A 19,182-nucleotide genomic window follows, 5' to 3' on the forward strand; every position below is an offset into this window, starting at 1 on the left:
ATCGTCGATTGCGTCAGTCACTGATGGCCGGAGGCTGAATCTGTACCCCGCGCGCGTCCAACCATGCCATGGGATCGACCTTCTGGCCGTCTGCCTGCCACACCTCGTAATGCAGATGTGGCCCTGTTGATTGTCCTCTGTTTCCTACCGTCGCAATCAATTCTCCGGCACGCACCTTTTGACCCGCGGTTACCAGAGTCTCGTTGATGTGTCCGAAGACCCCGATTGTCCCGTCATCCTGCAGGATACGGACCCACAGTCCGAAACCCGACGCAGGTCCGGACTCGAGTACCGTACCGTCGGTCACGGACACGATAGGTGTACCAATCTCATTGGCAATGTCCAACCCGTAATGAGTCGACCCCCAACGCGGCCCGTAGTTCGACGTCAATGTTCCGCTGACAGGAGCCATCGTCAGCGGTTGGCGTGCAGCTGCCTCTCTCGACGCGCGATCGGTTGCCTCTCTCGACGCGCGATCGGTGTCGCGTTCGGTGCCTCGAGCCAACTGTTCGGCCAGCCTCCCCAGGTCGGCCAGTTTGGGAACCTGGAGAATTTCCGGAGCCGATGCCAGTGCCTGGTCGAGAGGTGCCAGCGGTTGTTGGTCGAGCTCGACGGGAGCACTGACGCTCCCTGCCGATGCATGTGAGGCGGATGTGCCGGCGGCAAGCAAAGCGCCGGTGGCGACAGAGAGAACCAAAGCCCGTCCACCAGGACGACTGCGGGACTGTCGGCGATGAGCACCGCCGCGTCGCGCCTGAACGCTTCCAGCGACGGATTCACGGTCGACTGCAGATGCGGTGGAGATATACATCGTGTCGACTGGCAGGTCTCGATCGCTGTGTGGCGTGCCGAAAAGATAACTTTCCCGAAGTGGGCAGTCGAGATCGTCGGTGTCGGGCTTGCGGTGTCGGGCCAAGATCGCATTCCTTGCGTCGCGGAAGGTCACAGAATGGTGACGGTCCCAGACAGCGTACTACTATTTCGCATAGTTTTTGGGCGAGCGTTGACAAAGTTCAGAATCTCGACGAAACGTCCCCTGCGAATGCACCTTCTCCTACTCATGTGCCGCGCGGTGGCATCTCGGCGAGCAGCACGCGGTGAGGAACCCTGTCGCGATTGCCAGGGGCATTGCTCCGATCGCGATTATCAGTCCGGCACCGAACCGTTGATCTCGCGAGAGGTCGTCGAGCCAGCCGCGCTGCAACGACGCGAAGTACTGATCAGCAATCACCGTGTCAGTGGTGATCAGTGCTGCTGCGAGGCCCCCGTAGGCCAAGAACGCCACCAGGAGCAGGGCCATCCTGACCGCGAGGCTCGCCCGCCTCGGCAAGGGATCGACGCCGACCATGACCCAGAAGAACATGAAACCGCAGATCAGCAGGGTTCCGTTGATCACCAGATGGGGGACGTGCGAGCCGGCGACAGAGCTGTACATCCCCCCCAGGTAAAGGAGAGGCAGGGCTCCGGCGAAAATCACAGCAATCACATAGGGCTGGGACATGAATCGGAACCAGGAGCCTCTGTACACGCTCTGCGCCCATTCCCTGAGGCCGGGCGCATCTCCGGACGATCGTCGAACGGAGAGCCTAAACAGCGTGAACGGGGCGCCCAGGACCAGACAGAGTGGAGCAAGGACCGCCACGGCGGACGTTGCGGCCATATGCATACTCATCACTGCGGGTGCATATCTACCCACTCCCGACGATGTTGCGACAAGCAACACCAGGCACCCCAGAGCCCAGCTGACCGATCGGAACGTCGACCACTGCACGCCCTGCTGTCGGAGGCGAAAAACGCCGACGACGTAGCACGCAGCCAACACCACGGCGAGAGTTCCGAAAATGAGATCGAATCGCCAGTCGACGAGCAAGCGGCCCGCAGTCGGTACGCCATCGAGCGCATACCCGAGTACCTCCTCGACTCTGCTCGGATCCTGTCGTTCCGTGGGCGCCGGGGGCGGCGTGCGGCCCAGGGCGACGGCGATACCGACGGTTACTGCGAGAACCACCGACTCCACCCCTGCCAGACGAATGAAGGTGCGACCGTCGCTAGGGTCCTTCGTCAGTTCGGCGATCGCGATTGTCCGTTGGCGCCAACCTGCCAGTCCGGTGAGGACCAAGGCGGCGACTTTGGCAAGAATCAAGACACCGTAGGTGCTACTCCACACCGCGGTGAGCGGCACCCGCACGGCAGCGTTGACCACACCGCTGATCGCTATGACGACGAACGCCATGAGTGCCACGGCCGAGAAGCGGCGCGCGGCGAAGTCGAGATAGCTCCCCTTTCTGCGGGCATGCAGCACGAGAGCCGCTATTCCTCCCATCCAGATCGACGCCGCAAGGATATGCAGAACCAAACTGTTCGTGGCGATGTCGTGGGATCCGCCCGAGGAGGAGTGACCCGACAATGCCCTGGGGAGCAGGCTGAACAAAGCGAATGCGAGAAGTAACGGTGTCCACGAATATCGCAGGGTCAGACGACACGCAATCGCGAGTACGAGTGTGAGTCCTGCGGTCCATGCCCATGCAGTTGTGACATCGATGTCCGAGATCGCGCGAGCGAACAGCCCTGGATCGGCGAACACGACGGAGAGAGGTTGGCCTGAACTGTCCGAGAGGGTGAGTGGAACGAGCAGCGCCGCGCATACCGCCCAGATAGCGGCGGCGACGCTTGCGGTTCGTAGCGCCAGATATCCGTCGACATCGAGTACACCTGAGGCTTGAGGCGGAACGAGAACGGCAGCCAAAAGTAGACTGCCTACGGTCATCACGGCGGCAACCTCGCCGAACGCCATCACCGCCGGGAGTCCGTAAATCGTCAAGGGCCCCGGATCTGGAAGTCCGAGCAATCGCAGCGCCTCGGAAGTTGATGCGCGCGCCAATGCCGCCGCAGTGATTGCAGCTATGACACCCCATCCCAATACTTTCCGTATGGGTCGTCCGACGACGAGGGTATCGGCGCCGGACGGTTCGGTTTCGATCATTTGCGGGTGGACCTCTCAGCATTGTGGATCTCGCCCGCGCGATCGGTGCTCCGGACCAAAATACTATGACGGATAGTTGCATGGGTGCTTCAGCCAGGGTTTACTGAAACTCTCTCGTTGGCAAATATGCGCATATGAGAATACGACGCTCCAGTCATCGGCGAGAAGGGCATATCGAGATGGGTCACGGCCATGGGCACGGCGTTGCGGAACAAGCTGCGAGTGCATCGGGTAAACATGTCCGCAAATTATGGATAGCCGTCGGGCTCGGTCTGGTCACGTTCGTCACGCAAGTCATCGTGGGGTTGTCCACGTCATCACTCGCCCTGCTCTCCGACTCCGCACACGTCTTCACCGATGTGTTCGGCATCCTCATGGCATTGACCGCTATCTTGCTTGCGCAAAGAGCGCGATCGCGCCCGGATCGCACGTTCGGTATGTACCGGGCGGAGGTGTTCGCTGCCTTGTTCAATGCTCTACTCCTGTTCGGTGTCGCCGGATGGGTTCTCTACGAAGCTCTCGGTCGACTTTCCGATCCGCCTGAGGTCCCTGGACTCCCGGTGAGCATCGTCGCTGTCGTCGGCCTCGTGATGAACATCGCGGCATTCTTGCTGCTTCGCAGCGGGGCGAAGGAAAGCATCAACGTCCGGGGCGCCTATCTCGAGGTCATGGCTGACATGCTCGGGTCCGTTGGAGTCCTGATCAGCGGATTGGTCACACTGATCTTCGGATGGCGGTATGCGGATCCGGTGATCGGTGTTGCGATCGGCTTGTTCGTCCTACCGCGTGCATACAATCTCGGCCGCCATGCCCTGCGGATCCTGCTCCAGCACGCCCCCGCCGGCGTGAGCATCACCGAGGTGACGCAAGCCTTGCAGGGGATCCCCGGAGTCAAGGACGCTCACGACCTTCACATCTGGACGCTCACATCGGGCATGGAAGTTGCGTCGGCGCATTTGACGATCGACGAGGAGTCCGATCCGACCAAGGTTCTCGCTGCTGCCCAGGATCTATTGGCCACCCAGTTCAATCTCGTACACGCGACCCTGCAGGTAGAACCCGCCGCGGGTGACGGGCGTTGCCAGGAGCTTCCGTGGTGAGTACCAACGAGGTGACCACGAACGACAAATCCCCCCATCGCAAGAAACGAATTCTCTTCGCTACGACGGTGCTCGTTTCGGTCGTCGTCGCCCTGACGATTGAGCCCGTTGCGCGGAAGCACCTGTCCGGGGCCAACGAGATGGATCTGGGCGTCGTCAGTTTGAGGCTGGCTTACAACAGTGGTGTCGCCTTCAGCCTGGGCAATCAGCTGCCGAGTGCCGTCATCATCGCCTTTACCGGCCTCGCCACCATGGGAATCGCCGTATACGCCTGGCGGAGTGTCCCGCAAAGTCGCGGGGTGGCCGTGATCGGTTTCGCTCTGATTGTCGCCGGAGCTGCCTCCAACGTGGTCGACCGAGCCCTCGACGGGAAGGTCACCGACTACTTCCACACCGGCTGGTGGCCCACCTTCAATCTTGCCGATACCTACCTCACCTGTGGATTCATCCTGGTCGCCGTGTCGCTGCTGTTCGAATCCGCGCGCGGGTCCGAACGTGAGATTCAGCGTCCGCAATCCGTGTGACCTGATTCGAGCGAGGAGGGAGCCGGAGCGCTGTCGACAGGGAAGCAGTCCATCTCTGCGAACTTCTGCGGTTCGAGGTGGCGAAACCACGACGCCCCACTCGTCGAAAATTTCCGCGGTCCGCCTGTTTTCGGTCGAATGCGTTCGGATAGTTTGGGGGCTATGAAAATAAAGTTCGGCATGACAAACTTTGAGGTGTGACTCTTTTGACTGCCAGGAATGTCGATGCTTCGGTCGGGTGGCCATGAGCGCACCGTCGCGGCGACAATTGTTGATCGGTGGGGCGCTCGCCGGATCAGCCGGACTCATGATGAACGCAGGAAGAGTTGCGGGCGCATCGCCTACCGAGCATCCCGGAAACACCAACCCGGGTACCGCCGCACCTGACGGAGACGGCGGAGTCCGTCACGGCGGCACGAGCGGTGCGACCTTTCGGGCCGGTCAGCAGGTGAACCACACTGCCAACGGGTTTCATCCCACGGCAATGCTGCGTGACTTCGACTACGGGACGACTTCCGAATTGCCTGACGGTCGAACGCTACGCGAGTGGGAGATCTTCGCAGCCGACGAGGAGATCGAGGTAGCACCCGGAGTCTATTTTCCCGCGTGGACCTTCAACTCCCGCATTCCAGGTCCCGCCTTGAGATGCAGTGAGGGAGACCGGCTCCGGGTGCGGTTCGTCAACGGTTCCGCGCACCCTCACACGATGCACTTTCACGGAATCCATCCCGCTGACATGGACGGAATTCCCGGGGTAGGTCGGGGCATCATCGAGCCGGGCGAATCATTCACTTACGAATTCGATGCAACCCCTTTCGGATTGCATCTCTATCACTGCCACGTCAATCCACTTGCAGAGCACATTGCCCGCGGCATGTACGGCACATTCATCGTCGATCCAGCTCAGGGGCGCCCGGCGGCTGACGAAATGGTGATGGTGATGCACGGCTACAACACCACATTCGACGGGCAAGGAAACCAGCTCTACGCGGTCAACGGCATCCCGTTCCATCACATGCACGAACCGGTACAGGTGAAACGAGGCGAGCTGGTTCGCATCTACCTGGTCAACGTCCTCGAATACGATCCGATCAACAGCTTCCACGTGCACGGGAACTTCTTCGACTACTACCCGACCGGGACTCGGCTCGAGTCCAGCGAATTCACGGACACGATCATCCAGGCCCAAGGTCAGCGCGGAATATGCGAACTGCGCTTTCCCTACCTGGGCAAGTACATGTTCCACGCCCACAAGACCGAATTCGCCGATCTGGGCTGGATGGGATTCTTCGAGGTGACCGAATGACCGGCACCCCAGATCCTCCCTCTCCTACGAGCACTCATGAGAATTCCTTTGACACTGCGGGTTCCGCGCATACAGAGTCCGATCAAACAGGCGCATCTCGCACCGGCCTTTGGCTCCGAGGCGCCGCAGTACTCGCGATCATCGTCATCGCCCTGACTGCGCTGGCAATGCTCGCCGGACAAAGCCTCCCCGAACGCACCGGCCCACCGATCGAGAACATCTCCGTCGAACGAACGGCCCTCGAACCAGGCCGAATCACGTTGACGCTACGCAACACCGGCCCCGACGCGGTGACCGTCGCGCAAGTTGCCGTGAACGACACATTCGTCGATTTGGTAGGCGCTGCAGATCCCATCGGCAGACTCGAGTCCCAGACGATCACCCTCGACTACCCGTGGATCACCGGACAGCCGTACCTCGTCTCGATGCTCACCTCCACAGGGTTGGTCATCGAACACGAAATTCCCGCTGCCGTAGCAACTCCCGTCCCGGGAGTGGCGTTCTTCGGCTTGATGGCTCTATTGGGCACATACGTCGGAGTCATCCCGGTCCTGCTCGGGATGCTCTTGCTACCTGTGATGCGGGGCGCCGGCGTCAGGGCAGTCAGATTCGTGCTGGCCGTCACGGTCGGTCTGCTCGCCTTTTTGATCTTCGACGGCACGAGCGAGGGGTTCAAGCTGGCAGCAGCCTCGAGCGGAGCCTTCGGCGGCGGCACTCTCGTCGTTCTCGGCGCGGCGATCGCCTTCCTGACGCTCACGTGCATCGACCGCTACCTACGCGGAAGACGCCCAGCCGGTACGACAGGTGCATCCGAACTCAGACTGGCACTGATGATTTCCATCGGCATCGGATTGCACAATCTCGGAGAAGGCCTCGCGATCGGATCCGCGTATGCGGTAGGTGAGCTTGCGCTCGGCGCGTTCCTCGTTATCGGATTCACCCTGCACAACACAACAGAGGGACTCGCGATCATCGCACCGTTGGCTCGGCGACGTACCCCCCTGTTGACCTTGTTGGGGTTGGGATTGATCGCGGGTGCGCCGGCAATTCTCGGTGCTGTTATCGGGGCGGGCGTCGACAACCGTGAAGTATCTGCGTTGCTGCTCGGAGTCGGGGTCGGCGCAATCATCCAGGTCGTCATCCAAATTGCACCGTCCTTGCGCACACAAGGCCGCTCGGATCTGGATCCGATGGTTCTCGTCGGCGTCGGTGTCGGAATACTCCTGATGTTTCTCACTGGTTTGGTGGTCCCCGCATGAGCACGATCGATCCATCCGACATCAAGGTCGGGCGCAGAACGGTCCTCCTCACAGCCTGCGCGACAACTTGTCTCGCCGTTGCCGGATGTAGCACCCAGAACAACAGCAATGCACCCGGCGTAACCCTGGGCAGTGCCGAGGTTCCGATATCAGCGGTTCCTGTCGGCGGCGGAGTCATTCTGGCGGACGAGCAAGTCGTGATCACCCAGCCGCAGGAAGGCGTGTTCCAAGCCTTCTCTGCGGTATGTACCCACCAGGGATGCGTAGTCTCCGAGGTCAGCGATGGAACGATCAACTGCCCATGTCATGGCAGCCGATACTCCATCGTCGATGGCTCGGTCGTGCAACGACCTGCTCAGAAGCCACTGCACAGCTACGCCCTTTCTCGCACCGCGGACACGATCATCGTCAACTAAGCCGGAGAACGGCACTTCCGAACTGGGACAGCTATCTGCGAAGGTTGTTATGGAACAGTGCGTTCGGCGGCGCTGAGGAAGTGAGAGATGTGTATTCTGCACAACCCGAGTTCTCGGCGTACGGCCCATCGCATTGGGCAGCCATCGCTCTGTTTGTCGCGGGTTCGGTGTTTCTGATCTGGGCGGGACGTAGACAGACCGAAGCGCAAGCTCGCCACCTCAGCCGCGCCCTCGGCGGAATACTGGCGGTGATATACGGCTCGGCGGTGCTCTACTCGCTGTCCTCACCCACGCTAGGAGGATCCGTACCCTTACAACTCACCGATCTCGCGACAGTGTCCGCGATCTACGCATTGTGGTCGCACCGACATTGGCCGTTCGCCCTCACCTACTACTGGGGGCTTGTATTGAGTACGCAGGCGTTGATTTCACCGGCTCTGGCCGGGCCCGACTTCCCCGGTTACGAGTTTCTTGCCTTCTGGGCGATTCACCTGTTTGTCGTCTGGGCCGCGATCTATCTCACGTGGGGCCGGAGAATGCGACCTACATGGCGCAGCTACCGCTTCGCGGTACTGGTCACGCTGACATGGGCGATAGTCACTTTCATCTTCAATCGCATCGCCGATACCAATTACGGCTTTCTCAACGCCAAACCTTCCACCGCATCGCTGCTGGACCTGATGGGTCCGTGGCCGGTGTATCTGTTTTCTGGGATGACAATCGTATTCATCATCTGGGCTCTGATGACGTGGCCGTGGGAGAGAGACGGAATTCTCGACAAGGACGCCGCGCAACCCGTGGTCTAGCCGTCCTCGCTCGACCTCCGCACCCCTGGCATGGACCGACCGCTTTTCAGCAACAATCTGCACAGTCCTGCCCAATCGAGCTACCGGGCAGCCGAGTGACAGGCAAGCGAGAGCAGCAGATGTGATACTCAACCGGCATGTAGATGCAGGCGGCGTTGCACACTCCGATCGGCGACTCGCGAAGACTTTCAGTTTCACCCGCTCCAGTTCGTCTGCACGTACATCCCCGACGGTGACCGCTCTGCTGTGAAGCCGCTGATCCCGAGCCCTCAAGAACTCACTGCAGGAGGACGTGACACCAGCCCACGAATAATTTGCCAGTTACAGCGGGAATCACGTCTCAGCAGATTCACTCTGCACTCGAGCTAAGGGGTTGCTTCGAGTTGCTGATCACATATGGCGGATCGATTGCCGAAAAATGCTTCGATTGGCGGTTCAGAAAATCAGGAATCCGCTGCCGTTCGGCGTTCGAGCAGGACTGTGTCGCGCCAGATCCCGTCGAGTTGGGCGATCTTCTCGCGGATCCCGATGGTGCGGAACCCTGCCGAGTGATGCAGGGAGACGGAGGCGCGATTTTCAGGGAAGATCGACGTCTGCAGGGTCCAGAGCCCATCCGCGTCCGCTGCCATGACTTGCTTGCGTAGCAACGCTTTTCCGACACCTCGCCCGCGCATCCCGTCGGCGACATAGACGGAATTTTCGGCGACTCCGCGGTAGCAGTCCCGCCCGGAGGTCGAACTCAGGGCAGCCCAGCCGACGACGACATCGTCGATGGTGGCGACCCAGCGATGATTCGGCAGCCACTGCGCATCGAGATACTCCCGGCTGGGGACTTCGGTGGTGAAAGTGGCGTTGCGCGTGGCGATCCCTTCGCCGTAGATCCGCAGAACGGCGTCCCAGTCGTCATCGGACATGACCCGGACGGCGACATCGTCAGGAAGATCGCTCGGGCAGCACGGCCGCGGCGCGAGAACTCCCATCACGATGTCGGCGGCCTGCGGCAACGCGACGCAGCACGTCGGATTCATCGCGACAACGGTGCTGGTCCCCTCTTTGCGCAGGCTGACGAATCCCACATCGGCGAGCTTACGTACATGGTGGGAGACCGTGGGCTGCCCGATCCCCAACGCCTCGGCGAGAGCCCCGATCGTGATGCCGCCAGCAGCGCTCGCGACGCGGTGCAGCAGCCGCACCCGCATCGGTTCGGCCAGGCACGCGAACCACTGCGCGTAGGTGTCGGCGTCAGCTTGCTCGAGCACATTCGAGTCGACCGCACCTGGGTCCGAATCGCCGACGCGCACCGTCGGGGTCTGCAGCGATGTCATGCACACACTATATCGACCTTCGTCGATGGTTGCATTCATCGACTGATATCGATACAGTTCGAATTAAAGATCGATCATTGTCGATGAAAGGAATTTGTGATGACCGAACTACCCGTTGTCGTGATCGGAGCTGGACCGATCGGCCTCGCCGCCGCCGCGCAACTGCGCGAACGAGGACTCACGCCGCTGGTGCTTGAGCGAGGCGCCGTCGCCGGTACGGCGATCGCCGAATGGAATCACGTCCGGCTCTTCTCCCGCTGGTCCGAACTCGTCGATCCCGCCGCGCAGTGTCTGCTCGAGCAGAACGGGTGGAGCGCTCCCGACGTAGATGCGTACCCGACCGGACAGCAGTGGCGTCAGCTCTACCTCGAACCCCTCGCCGCCGCCCTCGGTGATGCGGTGCAGTTCGACACCGAGGTGATCGGCGTCGCCCGACGTGGCCGCGACCTGGTCGTCGACGCCGGCCGCGATACCGAACCTCTCTCCATCCACCTGCGCCGCGCCGACGGCAGCGAGGACCGCGTCTTCGCCCAGGCCGTCGTCGATGCGTCCGGCACCTGGGGCACCCCGAACCCGCTCGGCGGGGAAGGACTGCCCGCCCTCGGCGAGAGGGCTGCCGCTGCCGCGATCACCTACCGTGTGCCCGACCTCGACGACGAGGCGATCCGTGCCCAGTTCGCCGGGAAACACACCGTCATCGCAGGCAGCGGCCATTCCGCACTGACTGCCATCGTCGCGCTAGCCGGACTCGAAAAGCAAGCCCCCGGTACGCGCATCACGTGGGCTGTTCGCCGCGGGGCTATCGGTTCCGCGTTCGGCGGCGGTGAGTCGGACGAGCTGCCCGCTCGCGGCGCACTCGGACTCCGCGCGAAGAAGGCTGTCGACGACGGACTTCTCACCGTGGTCACCGGTTTCCGCACCGCCGCCGTCGAATCCGCCGACAATGGTCAGCTCGCACTGGTGTCCGATGCCGGCACCCGGATCGAGAACGTCGACAACGTCGTCACCTTGACCGGATTCCGCCCCGACTTGTCGTGGCTGTCGGAAATCCGACTGGGCCTCGACCCCGTGCTGCAGGCCCCGACACAGTTGGCGCCTCTGATCGACCCGAACGTCCACTCCTGCGGCACGGTCTATCCGCACGGCGCGAAAGAACTTCGCCATCCCGAACCCGGCGTGTACCTGGCGGGGATGAAGAGCTACGGCCGTGCGCCGACGTTCCTGGCGATGACCGGGTACGAGCAGGTTCGCAGCATCGCCGCAGAACTCGCCGGTGACCACGAGGCCGCTGCTCGGGTGGAGTTGATCCTCCCTGAAACCGGAGTCTGCGGCGGCGCAGGTGTTTTCGACGAACCCGACACCGCGGAATCCGAGGGCGGCTGCTGCGCCGCACCTGCTCCGGAGCTGATCTCGCTGTCCAGCCCTTCCGGCAGTTCCAACTCCTGCGGATAAGACGCAGCCGATGACGACCATCGAGGATCCGCCGCAGCGCCCCGTCAGCCTCGACCCGTCGGGGCTGCGGCGGGTCCTGGTGGCGCTGTGTCTGACCGAAATCACCAGCTGGGGAATCCTGTACTACGCGTTTCCTGTTCTGTCGGTAGCCATTTCCCGCGATACCGGATGGTCGACCTCGGTGATCGTGGCGGCGTTCTCGGTCAGCCAACTCGTCGCCGCCGCCGTCGGCATACCGGTGGGACGGATCCTCGATCGCCACGGGCCCCGCTGGGTCATGACCACAGGATCTGTACTCGCTGTACCCGCACTGGTGGTCATCGCGACCGCTCACACCCTCCCTCTGTTTTTCGCAGGGTGGGTGTTCGCCGGAATCGCGATGGGCGCGGTGCTGTATCCACCGGCCTTCGCCGCCCTGACCCGCTGGTACGGCGACAACTACGTCAAAGCACTGATGATTCTCACCCTCGCTGCGGGTCTGGCCAGCACGGTGTTCGCGCCACTGTCTGTCGCTCTGGCCGATCGTTTCGATTGGCGCACAACCTACCTGGTGCTCGCCGCCATACTGGCCGTGATCACCATCCCCGGACATATCTGGGGGTTGCGGGGCGGATGGCCCGACCCCATCCGGCTGCCCCACGCGCAGCCCGGCGACTATCACCGCACCTCACGCAGCATCCCATTCCTTGCTCTGATCGTCGCCCTCGCTGCAGCCGCCTTCGCCGCATCCGCCGGCGTCTTCAACCTCGTACCGCTGCTGATCGAACGCGGTTTCAGTCCCAGCCTCGCCGCACTCACCCTCGGGCTGGGCGGCGCCGGTCAGGTCATCGGCCGCATCTTCTACCTACCACTCGCAGCGAAGACCAGTGTCCGAGTGCGCACGGTATCGGTCATCGTCGTTGCCGGTCTGAGCACCGCGTGGTTAGGTCTGGCGAGCTCGGCGGCGGCGTTGATCGGCATCGCCGTCGGCGCCGGACTGGTCCGCGGCATCTTCACCCTGATCCAGGCCACCGCCATCACCGACCGCTGGGGCGGCGAACACTACGGGCGACTCAACGGGCTGATGTCCGCACCGATCGTCATCGTCATGGCCCTGGCGCCGTGGGCCGGTACCGTGCTTTCCACCTGGACCGGGAGCTACGCCCACGCCTACCTCGTCCTCGGAGCGATCGCCCTCGTCGGCGCCGTGATCAGCGCAGCAACCATCCCCGCCCTCCGCACCACCACAACGATTCCGATCACTTCCTGACCGAAAGAGAAACTCTCATGACGCACTACGACGCGATCGTCGTCGGGGGCGGTCAGTCCGGCCTGACCGCGGCCAATCATCTCGCTATCCCGGCCGCGACGAAGTCGTCGAAGCTGGAAGCGAACCCGTCGGCTCCTGGCCGCAGTACTACGACAGCCTCACTTTGTTCTCACCAGCAAAGTACAGCTCCCTCCCCGGTCTACCGTTCGGCGGCGACGGTGACCGCTATCCCGGCCGCGACGAAGTCGTCGACTATCTCCGGCGTTACGCGAAGACTCTCGATGTGGACATCCACGTCAACGAACGAGCCGGCACCGTCACCACCAGCGGCGGCCAGTTCACCGTCCGGACCGACAGCGGATTCGTCTTCACCGCACCTCGAATCATTGCCGCCACAGGAGGATTCGGCATTCCACACATTCCCGCGCTGAAGGGACTCGATGCCTTCACCGGGACTGTTGTGCACGCCGCCGACTACCGCGAACCCACCACCTACACGGGGCAGAACGTCATCGTCGTCGGCGCCGGGAACTCCGCAGTACAGATCGCTGCCGAGGTCGCCGAAACAGCCGATGTGATCCTGGCCAGCCGAAACCCCGTGACCTTCGCCCCGCAACGACCCCTACGCCGAGACATGCACTTCTGGTTCAAGTACACCGGAATCGACACCCTCCCGATCGGGCATCTTCTCTCGCGGCCACCGACGTCGCCGGTGTTCGACACCGGCCGCTACCACGCAGCCCTGTTCGCCGGCAGGCCGAAACGCCGCGCCATGTTCACCAAACTCGAAGGAAACCAAGCCTTCTGGCCCGACGACACCACAACAACCGACGACGCAGTCATCCTCGCCACCGGATACACCCCCAACCTGAACTACCTCACAGAACTCGAGGCACTCACCGACACCGGCCATCCCCGCCACAAGAAAGGCCTGTCCACCACCCACCCCGGACTCGGATACGTGGGACTGGAATGGCAACGAAGCCTCTCGTCCGCATCCCTACGCGGGGTGGGCCGCGACGCGCACTACGTCGTCCGACGACTCACTCCTGCTGGCGTTGCTCTTTGCCCGGGTACCACCGAAAGAAATGCCGCTTTGAGCGGCCACTTGCCGAGAGGCGCAAGACGGGCACCGCCCCTGTGAAGCCGCTGGACACCATCCGGTGCCGGCGGCTTCGTCATGTCAGGGGTGGTCAGTGTCGTCCGGGGAGGTCGACGTCGGCGGCGGTCCCGTCTATGCGCACCCCTTTGAATGCGGGGTGTCTGAAGCCTCCACCGGTGCAAACCGGTGCACGGCAGGTATTCGCTTTCTGCACTATTTCCAGGAATGAATACTGGTGTTGACCAAAGCAAATCCTATCGGGCACAGGCAGCGGTGAGACGCGTGGCCAGTTCGCTCAAATCACATTGGGGACAGCGTATTCGACGTCCCGTATTCGACGTCCTGAACGATGGCGAAGATTGCGGGCCTGACCGTGTCGTTTCGATGGGAGAGCATGGTGGATGCCGTCTATCGAGATGGCGCTGACACCGGCCCCGGTGGCCCTCCCCGGCTTTTGCTCTCCGGCTTTTGCTCTCCGCTTCGCGGTCCAGCTGCATCGCGAGGGTAGATAGCCTGCCGGTGAACGTGTCTGGTTCCGGTCAGGCGTAGGGTCGGCCGAGTCACGTTCTCGTTTCCTGGACTGTGACGGGGACGTGTAGACCCTGTTGGCGAGATTCTGCGGCTTGCGGATTTTCGCCTGCAGGGTCGCTCGCGGCGAGTGGTCACCGGTTGGTGGTCGCCGTGTTTTCTGTTGGCCTCCGGCGGGTCAGTGCCATCATGGCTATCGAACCGGCCAGCGCCAGCCACAGACTTGCCTCGGCAAGGAGTCGATAGCTGAGCGCTCCCACTGCCACCCCGCCGATGAATCCGGCCGAGCTGTGGACCCTTCGCCTGATGGGTTGGATTGTATTGTGCGACAACCATTTCTTGGTCACTTCGCGGGTGGCGTCCGCGAGTTGGCCGCGCGTGCCGAGAAGTACGTTGACGGCGCCCACGGCGAGCGCGACGGGGAACGCCACGACGACCGGTCCGGGCATGAACAGCATCGTCAATCCAGCAACGGTCAGGAGAAGAGTCGCTGTCAGAAGAACTCGCCCGCGATGGGATGCGAGGAGTGTCGCGATCACGACGCCGAGAACGAATCCGATCAGGGCACTGGCGATGGTACCTACCAGGACGGGGAGGTTGATCGACCATGTGTCGATGGGGGTGATCGCGGCGTTGCCCGACGAGATGAAGATCCCGCCGATGAGGAAGATGGCGAAGGAGTCGAGGAAGCCGACGTAGAGGTTCATTACAGTGTCCGCCGGAGAATGCGGAAAGGGACTCCCACTCGCGGGATCGGCGGAGGGCTCGTGCGTCACTGCTGGGCTCTTTCTGATGTCGCCCTCGGGATACGGGCCGGGGTCGATAGCGGATCGTGAACATGTTCGACCGCATTGCGGGCAACGCAGTCGATGGTTGGGAGAATACGCCCACCGCCTTGCGGGAGAGCTGAAACCTGCTGGGATGAGCGGTTTTGTGGGTGCCCGTTCCCGCCGAATGGGTGCGGTACTACCCTTCATGTACCAAGCAACTGCTTGGTACATGAAGGGTTTCGTCGCTGTGCGACGACGTCTCGCGTCAGTGCTCGAAGTCGTAGCCGCGCGGGCCAGGATGGAGGAGTTCTCGATGTCCGAGGCATACATCATCGATGCGGTGCGCACTGCAATCGGAAAAAAGGGGGGCGCGCTCTCTGCCACCCATCCGGCAGATCTGGGGGCGGGCGTTCTCACTCATCTGCTCGAACGCACCGAAATCGACCCGCACGGTGTCGACGACGTCATTTTCGGGTGTGTCGATGCCATCGGGCCGCAGGCGGGCAATATCGCACGCACGTCCTGGTTGGCGGCGGGGCTTCCGGTGGAGGTGCCGGGGGTGACTGTCGATCGCCAATGTGGTTCGAGTCAGCAAGCGGTGCACTTCGCCGCTCAGGCAGTGATGAGCGGTACGGCGGATCTCGTTGTTGCAGGTGGAGTGCAGAACATGAGCGCGATACCGATCGCCTCGGCGATGACGGTGGGGCAACAGTTCGGCTTCGAGACACCGTTTCACGGGTCGATCGGGTGGCGCCGGATGTACGGCGATCAGGAGGTTTCCCAGTTCCGCGGCGCGGAGTTGATTGCTCGGAACTGGCAGATCAGTCGGATCGAGATGGAACAGTGGGCGTTGCAGAGCCACGCCCGGGCTCGATCGGCGATCGAGAACGGGCGGTTCGAGAACGAAATCGTGCCGGTGGGCGATTTTCGGGTCGACGAATGCCCACGAGAGACCAGTCTCGAGAAGATGGCAGCTCTACCGACGTTGTTGCCCGACGGCGTTGTCACCGCGGCCTCGGCGAGCCAGATCTGCGACGGAGCGAGCGCGGTCCTCGTGGCGTCGGCGGCTGCGGTGGCCCGTCATTCCTTGACTCCGCGAGCACGCATTCATCATCTGAGCGCGCGGGGCGCGGATCCCATCTTCATGCTCAGCGCGCCGATACCGGCCACGAAGTACGCGCTGGGCAAGTGCGGTTTGAGTATCGACGACATCGACGTGGTGGAGATCAACGAGGCTTTCGCGCCGGTGGTCTTGGCGTGGATCAAGGAAACCGGCGCCGATCCCGCCCGGGTGAATGTCAACGGCGGTGCGATTGCCCTCGGGCACCCGCTCGGCGCTACCGGAACGAAACTGTTCGCCTCGATGCTCAACGAACTCGAACGCACAGGCGGGCGCTTCGGCTTGCAAACGATCTGCGAAGGTGGCGGCACGGCGAACGTGACGATCATCGAACGCTTGGGATGACGCCCGTTCTCGGATGTTCGTTTCTTCACTGTCGGTGGGGGTCGGTCGGCTCACCGAGGCGTCGACTCGACCGACCCCGCTCTCAGATGCGTTCGATGATCGTGGCGGTGGCGAGGGCTCCTCCGTTGCACATGGTGATCAATGCTGTTGAGGCGTCGCGTCGTTCGAGTTCGTGCAGTGCGGTGGCCATCAGTCGGGCTCCGGAACTTCCCACGGGATGTCCGAGGGCGATGGCGCCGCCGTTGACGTTGACCGTGTTCATGTCGGGGTCGTGCACGCTGGCCCAGGACAGGACGACGGAGGCGAATGCCTCGTTGATCTCGAACAGGTCCAGATCGCCGATCTTCATTCCGGCCTTGTCGAGCACCCGACTGGTTGCCTGTACCGGTCCGTCGAGGTGGAATTCGGGTTCGGCGCCGACGAGGCATTGCGCGACGATCCGGGCACGCGGCGTCAGGCCCAGTTGCTCGGCGCGGGTGTGGTCCATCAGCAGGACCGCAGCTGCGCCGTCGGAAATCTGCGACGAGGTTCCGGCGGTGTGTATTCCGCCGGCAATGATCGGGGTGAGCGCAGCAAGTGCCTCCGCAGTGGTCTCTCGCAGACCCTGATCTTTCTCGACCAGCGTGTAGGTAGGTTCCGAGCCCGATGAGGGCACCGGCGCTGTGACGGGCAGCACTTCGGTGTCGAAACGGTGCTCCGCCCACGCGCGGTGCGCTTTCACCTGCGAGTGCACGCCGAAGGCTTCGATGTCGGTCCGCGTCAGGTTGCGGCGGCGGGCGATGCGTTCGGCGGCCTCGAATTGATCGGGCATGTCGATGTTCCAGGAGGCAGGTCGACGAGGTCCGGCGTGCACACCGACATTGGCACCGAGGGGAACTCGGCTCATCGCTTCGACGCCACAGCCGATTCCGACGTCGAGCGCATCGGTGGCAATCAGACCGGCGATCAGATGGGTCGACTGTTGGGCCGAGCCGCATTGGCAGTCGATGGTGGTACATCCGGTCTGCCAGGGAAGACCGGCATGCAGCCATGCAGTCCGCGTCACGTTGTTGGACTGTTCGCCGGCTTGAGTGACGCACCCCCCGATGACTTGTTCGACGAGCATCGGATCGAGTCCCGCACGATCGAGTAGCCCTCGTTGAGCAGCTCCCAGCAATTCGGCGGCGTGCAGACCCGAGAGCCATCCTCCGCGCTTTCCGATGGGAGTGCGTACCGCTTCCACGATCACAGGATTTCCCATGTGTTGTCGTACCTCCTCGAGTAGCAAAAATTATTAGAACGTGTGTGTCATTTTCAGGGCGACGAATAAAGCTATACCACAACATATTTCAACTCAGTGACGCCTGATTCTGAAACATGTTGCGATTTGAAGCTTCGCCACGGCCGCCACTTCCCGCTCTGCGCCGACGGATACCCACGCAAATTGCTAAGATTCGCAAGTACCACAACCGGTGGGAGCTTCTGCGCACGTTTCGCAGAGGCAGGACAGCGGCGCGCCACACCTATGCGCATGCCGACGATCCGATTCGAGTGACAGGAGGCGTCGTGGTTGTGAACTCGCGGCAGCCGCTTTATCAGATGAAGGCCGACTTCTTCAAGACGCTGGGACACCCCGCACGTATTCGCGTCCTCGAGCTCTTGAGTGAGCGTGAGCATGCCGTCTCGGAGATGCTTCCCGAGGTCGGGATCGAGCCGGCAAATCTGTCGCAGCAACTGTCCATCCTGCGCCGAGCAGGTCTGGTGACCGCACGGCGGGAAGGGTTGTCCGTCTCGTACGCTCTGACGTCGCCGCGTGTCGCCGATTTGTTGACCACGGCGCGGGCCATCTTGACCGGAATGGTCGCCGGCCAGGCCGAAATGTTGGTCGAGGAGATTCCGGAGCCACCCGCTCTGGCCGGTAAAGCACGGTAGAGCGCACATCCTGCAGGACGGGCTCCTGCCCGTATCCACTAGTTGCGAAATTGCTAAAGTACGTACATTGTAGAACTAGTAACCGGACAACCGGCTGATCGATTCGAAAGAGGTGGCGGGCGGTGACGACCAACGACGTCCATCCAGGCAGTGCAGTCTTGAGCCGCGTCGATGTCGCGGTGGTGGGAGTTGCCGCGGCCAGATCACATCGCGCCGAGGTCAGGACGCGGTCACCGTGGGAGGCGATGGAGGACTACGCCGCCATGATCTGCGACCGGACGGCACTGCACGCGGTTCGGTTGCCCTTGGCGACGGCGGACGTCAACACCGTGATCGCCCGTGTACTGAGCCTGCAACCGCGCATCTCCGCTGCCTTCGTCGTCGGACTGGACGCCCCTGCCGCCACCGCCGTGCAGCACGGGGTCGCCGAGCGGGGCGGCCCGCTGGTCGTCACCGAGATCGACGTCGTGACAGCAACATTGACCGCAATGACGATTTCGGCGCTGCGCAACCTCGTCGTGGGGCCGCGGGTTGGGCAAGTGGTGATCACCGGGGCCCATCGAGCTCCGATGCTCGGGCCGACGTTGTTGATGTCCGGTGTCGCCGGTATCAGCAGCTGGCGCACCAGTGATGCGCACCAGTTTCCGCTGCGCCGACTGATGGAACACAACGATGTTCTCGTCGATCTCGATGGCTGCGTGGGCGATTCGGTACCCACACGGCAAGTGGTGAGCTTGCCTGGTGAAACTTTCGATCACGGCGCGGTCGTTCTTCCCGGACTGCTCGGTGTCCTCTGCGGCCATGACGTCACCGTCCTGACCGCCGAGATGATCGCCGCCTGCGCGCGCTCACTGGCGTTGATCACCCCGCCGGGGTGCACTCTCCCGTCCGCGGACGAGCGGATGTTGCTCTCCTCGATCGCCCGACAGGTCACCAAATCCCTCGGCCACGCCCCTCCGTACAGCACCCACCTGCACTGATCGAAT

17 protein-coding genes are annotated in these 19,182 nt (G+C 62.5%); 12 read left to right on the plus strand and 5 right to left on the minus strand.

The features are described from left to right. Positions 1 to 13: 13 nt before the first annotated feature. On the minus strand, positions 14 to 811 hold the full coding sequence (locus R4P70_RS27655; protein ID WP_011331642.1) for a M23 family metallopeptidase: 798 nt from the start codon (positions 809 to 811) through the stop codon (positions 14 to 16). Between the two features lie 243 nt (positions 812 to 1,054). Next, positions 1,055 to 2,983, minus strand: a complete 1,929-nt coding sequence (locus tag R4P70_RS27660) for a bifunctional copper resistance protein CopD/cytochrome c oxidase assembly protein (RefSeq protein WP_011331643.1) — start codon at positions 2,981 to 2,983, stop codon at positions 1,055 to 1,057. Between the two features lie 179 nt (positions 2,984 to 3,162). On the opposite strand from R4P70_RS27660, the gene R4P70_RS27665 reads away from it, so the two are divergent. The 6 genes from R4P70_RS27665 (at position 3,163) to R4P70_RS27690 (ending at position 8,394) form a co-directional block, all read left to right on the plus strand. Then, on the plus strand, positions 3,163 to 4,083 hold the full coding sequence (locus R4P70_RS27665; protein ID WP_003944635.1) for a cation diffusion facilitator family transporter: 921 nt from the start codon (positions 3,163 to 3,165) through the stop codon (positions 4,081 to 4,083). Further along, entirely contained in the window at positions 4,080 to 4,607 is a 528-nt protein-coding gene (lspA, locus tag R4P70_RS27670) for a signal peptidase II (RefSeq protein ID WP_011331644.1), read from the plus strand. The genes R4P70_RS27665 and lspA overlap by 4 nt, the downstream gene beginning before the upstream one ends. A 244-nt stretch (positions 4,608 to 4,851) precedes the next feature. Further along, positions 4,852 to 5,913 carry a multicopper oxidase domain-containing protein gene (locus tag R4P70_RS27675; protein WP_011331645.1) on the plus strand — a complete coding sequence of 354 codons (1,062 nt, stop codon included), beginning with the start codon at positions 4,852 to 4,854 and terminating at the stop codon, positions 5,911 to 5,913. Further along, complete coding sequence (locus tag R4P70_RS27680; RefSeq protein WP_011331646.1) at positions 5,910 to 7,172, plus strand: ZIP family metal transporter; 1,263 nt, start codon at positions 5,910 to 5,912, stop codon at positions 7,170 to 7,172. The genes R4P70_RS27675 and R4P70_RS27680 overlap by 4 nt, the downstream gene beginning before the upstream one ends. Continuing rightward, positions 7,169 to 7,588, plus strand: coding sequence for a ubiquinol-cytochrome c reductase iron-sulfur subunit (locus tag R4P70_RS27685; protein ID WP_011331647.1), 420 nt, complete (start codon positions 7,169 to 7,171; stop codon positions 7,586 to 7,588). Before R4P70_RS27680 ends, R4P70_RS27685 begins: the two co-directional genes overlap by 4 nt. Positions 7,589 to 7,677: 89 nt before the next feature. Then, positions 7,678 to 8,394: a TIGR02206 family membrane protein gene (locus R4P70_RS27690; RefSeq protein WP_003944610.1), complete on the plus strand. Its 717-nt coding sequence runs from the start codon at positions 7,678 to 7,680 to the stop codon at positions 8,392 to 8,394. A 443-nt stretch (positions 8,395 to 8,837) separates the two neighbouring features. On the opposite strand, the gene R4P70_RS27695 is transcribed toward R4P70_RS27690, so the two are convergent. Next, positions 8,838 to 9,719, minus strand: a complete 882-nt coding sequence (locus tag R4P70_RS27695; RefSeq protein ID WP_037131630.1) for a helix-turn-helix domain-containing GNAT family N-acetyltransferase — start codon at positions 9,717 to 9,719, stop codon at positions 8,838 to 8,840. A gap of 99 nt (positions 9,720 to 9,818) precedes the next feature. Between R4P70_RS27695 and R4P70_RS27700 the strand changes: the two genes are divergently transcribed. The 3 genes from R4P70_RS27700 (at position 9,819) to R4P70_RS27710 (ending at position 13,564) form a co-directional block, all read left to right on the plus strand. Continuing rightward, a complete protein-coding gene (locus R4P70_RS27700) occupies positions 9,819 to 11,171 on the plus strand; it encodes an NAD(P)-binding domain-containing protein (protein ID WP_317832765.1) in 1,353 nt (450 codons plus the stop codon). A gap of 10 nt (positions 11,172 to 11,181) precedes the next feature. Continuing rightward, a complete protein-coding gene (locus R4P70_RS27705) occupies positions 11,182 to 12,420 on the plus strand; it encodes an MFS transporter (RefSeq protein WP_019747237.1) in 1,239 nt (412 codons plus the stop codon). 163 nt (positions 12,421 to 12,583) lie between these two features. Next, positions 12,584 to 13,564, plus strand: coding sequence for a flavin-containing monooxygenase (locus R4P70_RS27710; RefSeq protein WP_232253099.1), 981 nt, complete (start codon positions 12,584 to 12,586; stop codon positions 13,562 to 13,564). Between the two features lie 620 nt (positions 13,565 to 14,184). Here the strand turns inward: R4P70_RS27710 and R4P70_RS27715 are convergent. Beyond that, positions 14,185 to 14,757, minus strand: coding sequence for a DUF1275 family protein (locus R4P70_RS27715; RefSeq protein WP_019747236.1), 573 nt, complete (start codon positions 14,755 to 14,757; stop codon positions 14,185 to 14,187). Between the two features lie 376 nt (positions 14,758 to 15,133). Between R4P70_RS27715 and R4P70_RS27720 the strand changes: the two genes are divergently transcribed. After that, positions 15,134 to 16,285 (plus strand): acetyl-CoA C-acetyltransferase, encoded by a 1,152-nt coding sequence (locus R4P70_RS27720; protein WP_029537658.1) that lies wholly within the window; start codon positions 15,134 to 15,136, stop codon positions 16,283 to 16,285. A gap of 82 nt (positions 16,286 to 16,367) precedes the next feature. Here R4P70_RS27720 and R4P70_RS27725 read toward each other — a convergent pair whose 3' ends face one another. Beyond that, positions 16,368 to 17,525 carry a steroid 3-ketoacyl-CoA thiolase gene (locus R4P70_RS27725; RefSeq protein WP_019747234.1) on the minus strand — a complete coding sequence of 386 codons (1,158 nt, stop codon included), beginning with the start codon at positions 17,523 to 17,525 and terminating at the stop codon, positions 16,368 to 16,370. A 305-nt stretch (positions 17,526 to 17,830) separates the two neighbouring features. Between R4P70_RS27725 and R4P70_RS27730 the strand changes: the two genes are divergently transcribed. Together R4P70_RS27730 and R4P70_RS27735 are read left to right on the plus strand one after the other, a co-directional pair. Beyond that, on the plus strand, positions 17,831 to 18,196 hold the full coding sequence (locus R4P70_RS27730) for an ArsR/SmtB family transcription factor (protein WP_019747233.1): 366 nt from the start codon (positions 17,831 to 17,833) through the stop codon (positions 18,194 to 18,196). Positions 18,197 to 18,318: 122 nt separating this feature from the next. Further along, on the plus strand, positions 18,319 to 19,176 hold the full coding sequence (locus R4P70_RS27735) for a hypothetical protein (protein ID WP_019747232.1): 858 nt from the start codon (positions 18,319 to 18,321) through the stop codon (positions 19,174 to 19,176). Positions 19,177 to 19,182 lie beyond the last annotated feature (6 nt).

The organism is Rhodococcus sp. IEGM 1241 (assembly GCF_033142365.1).
GTDB lineage: Bacteria > Actinomycetota > Actinomycetes > Mycobacteriales > Mycobacteriaceae > Rhodococcus_F > Rhodococcus_F erythropolis.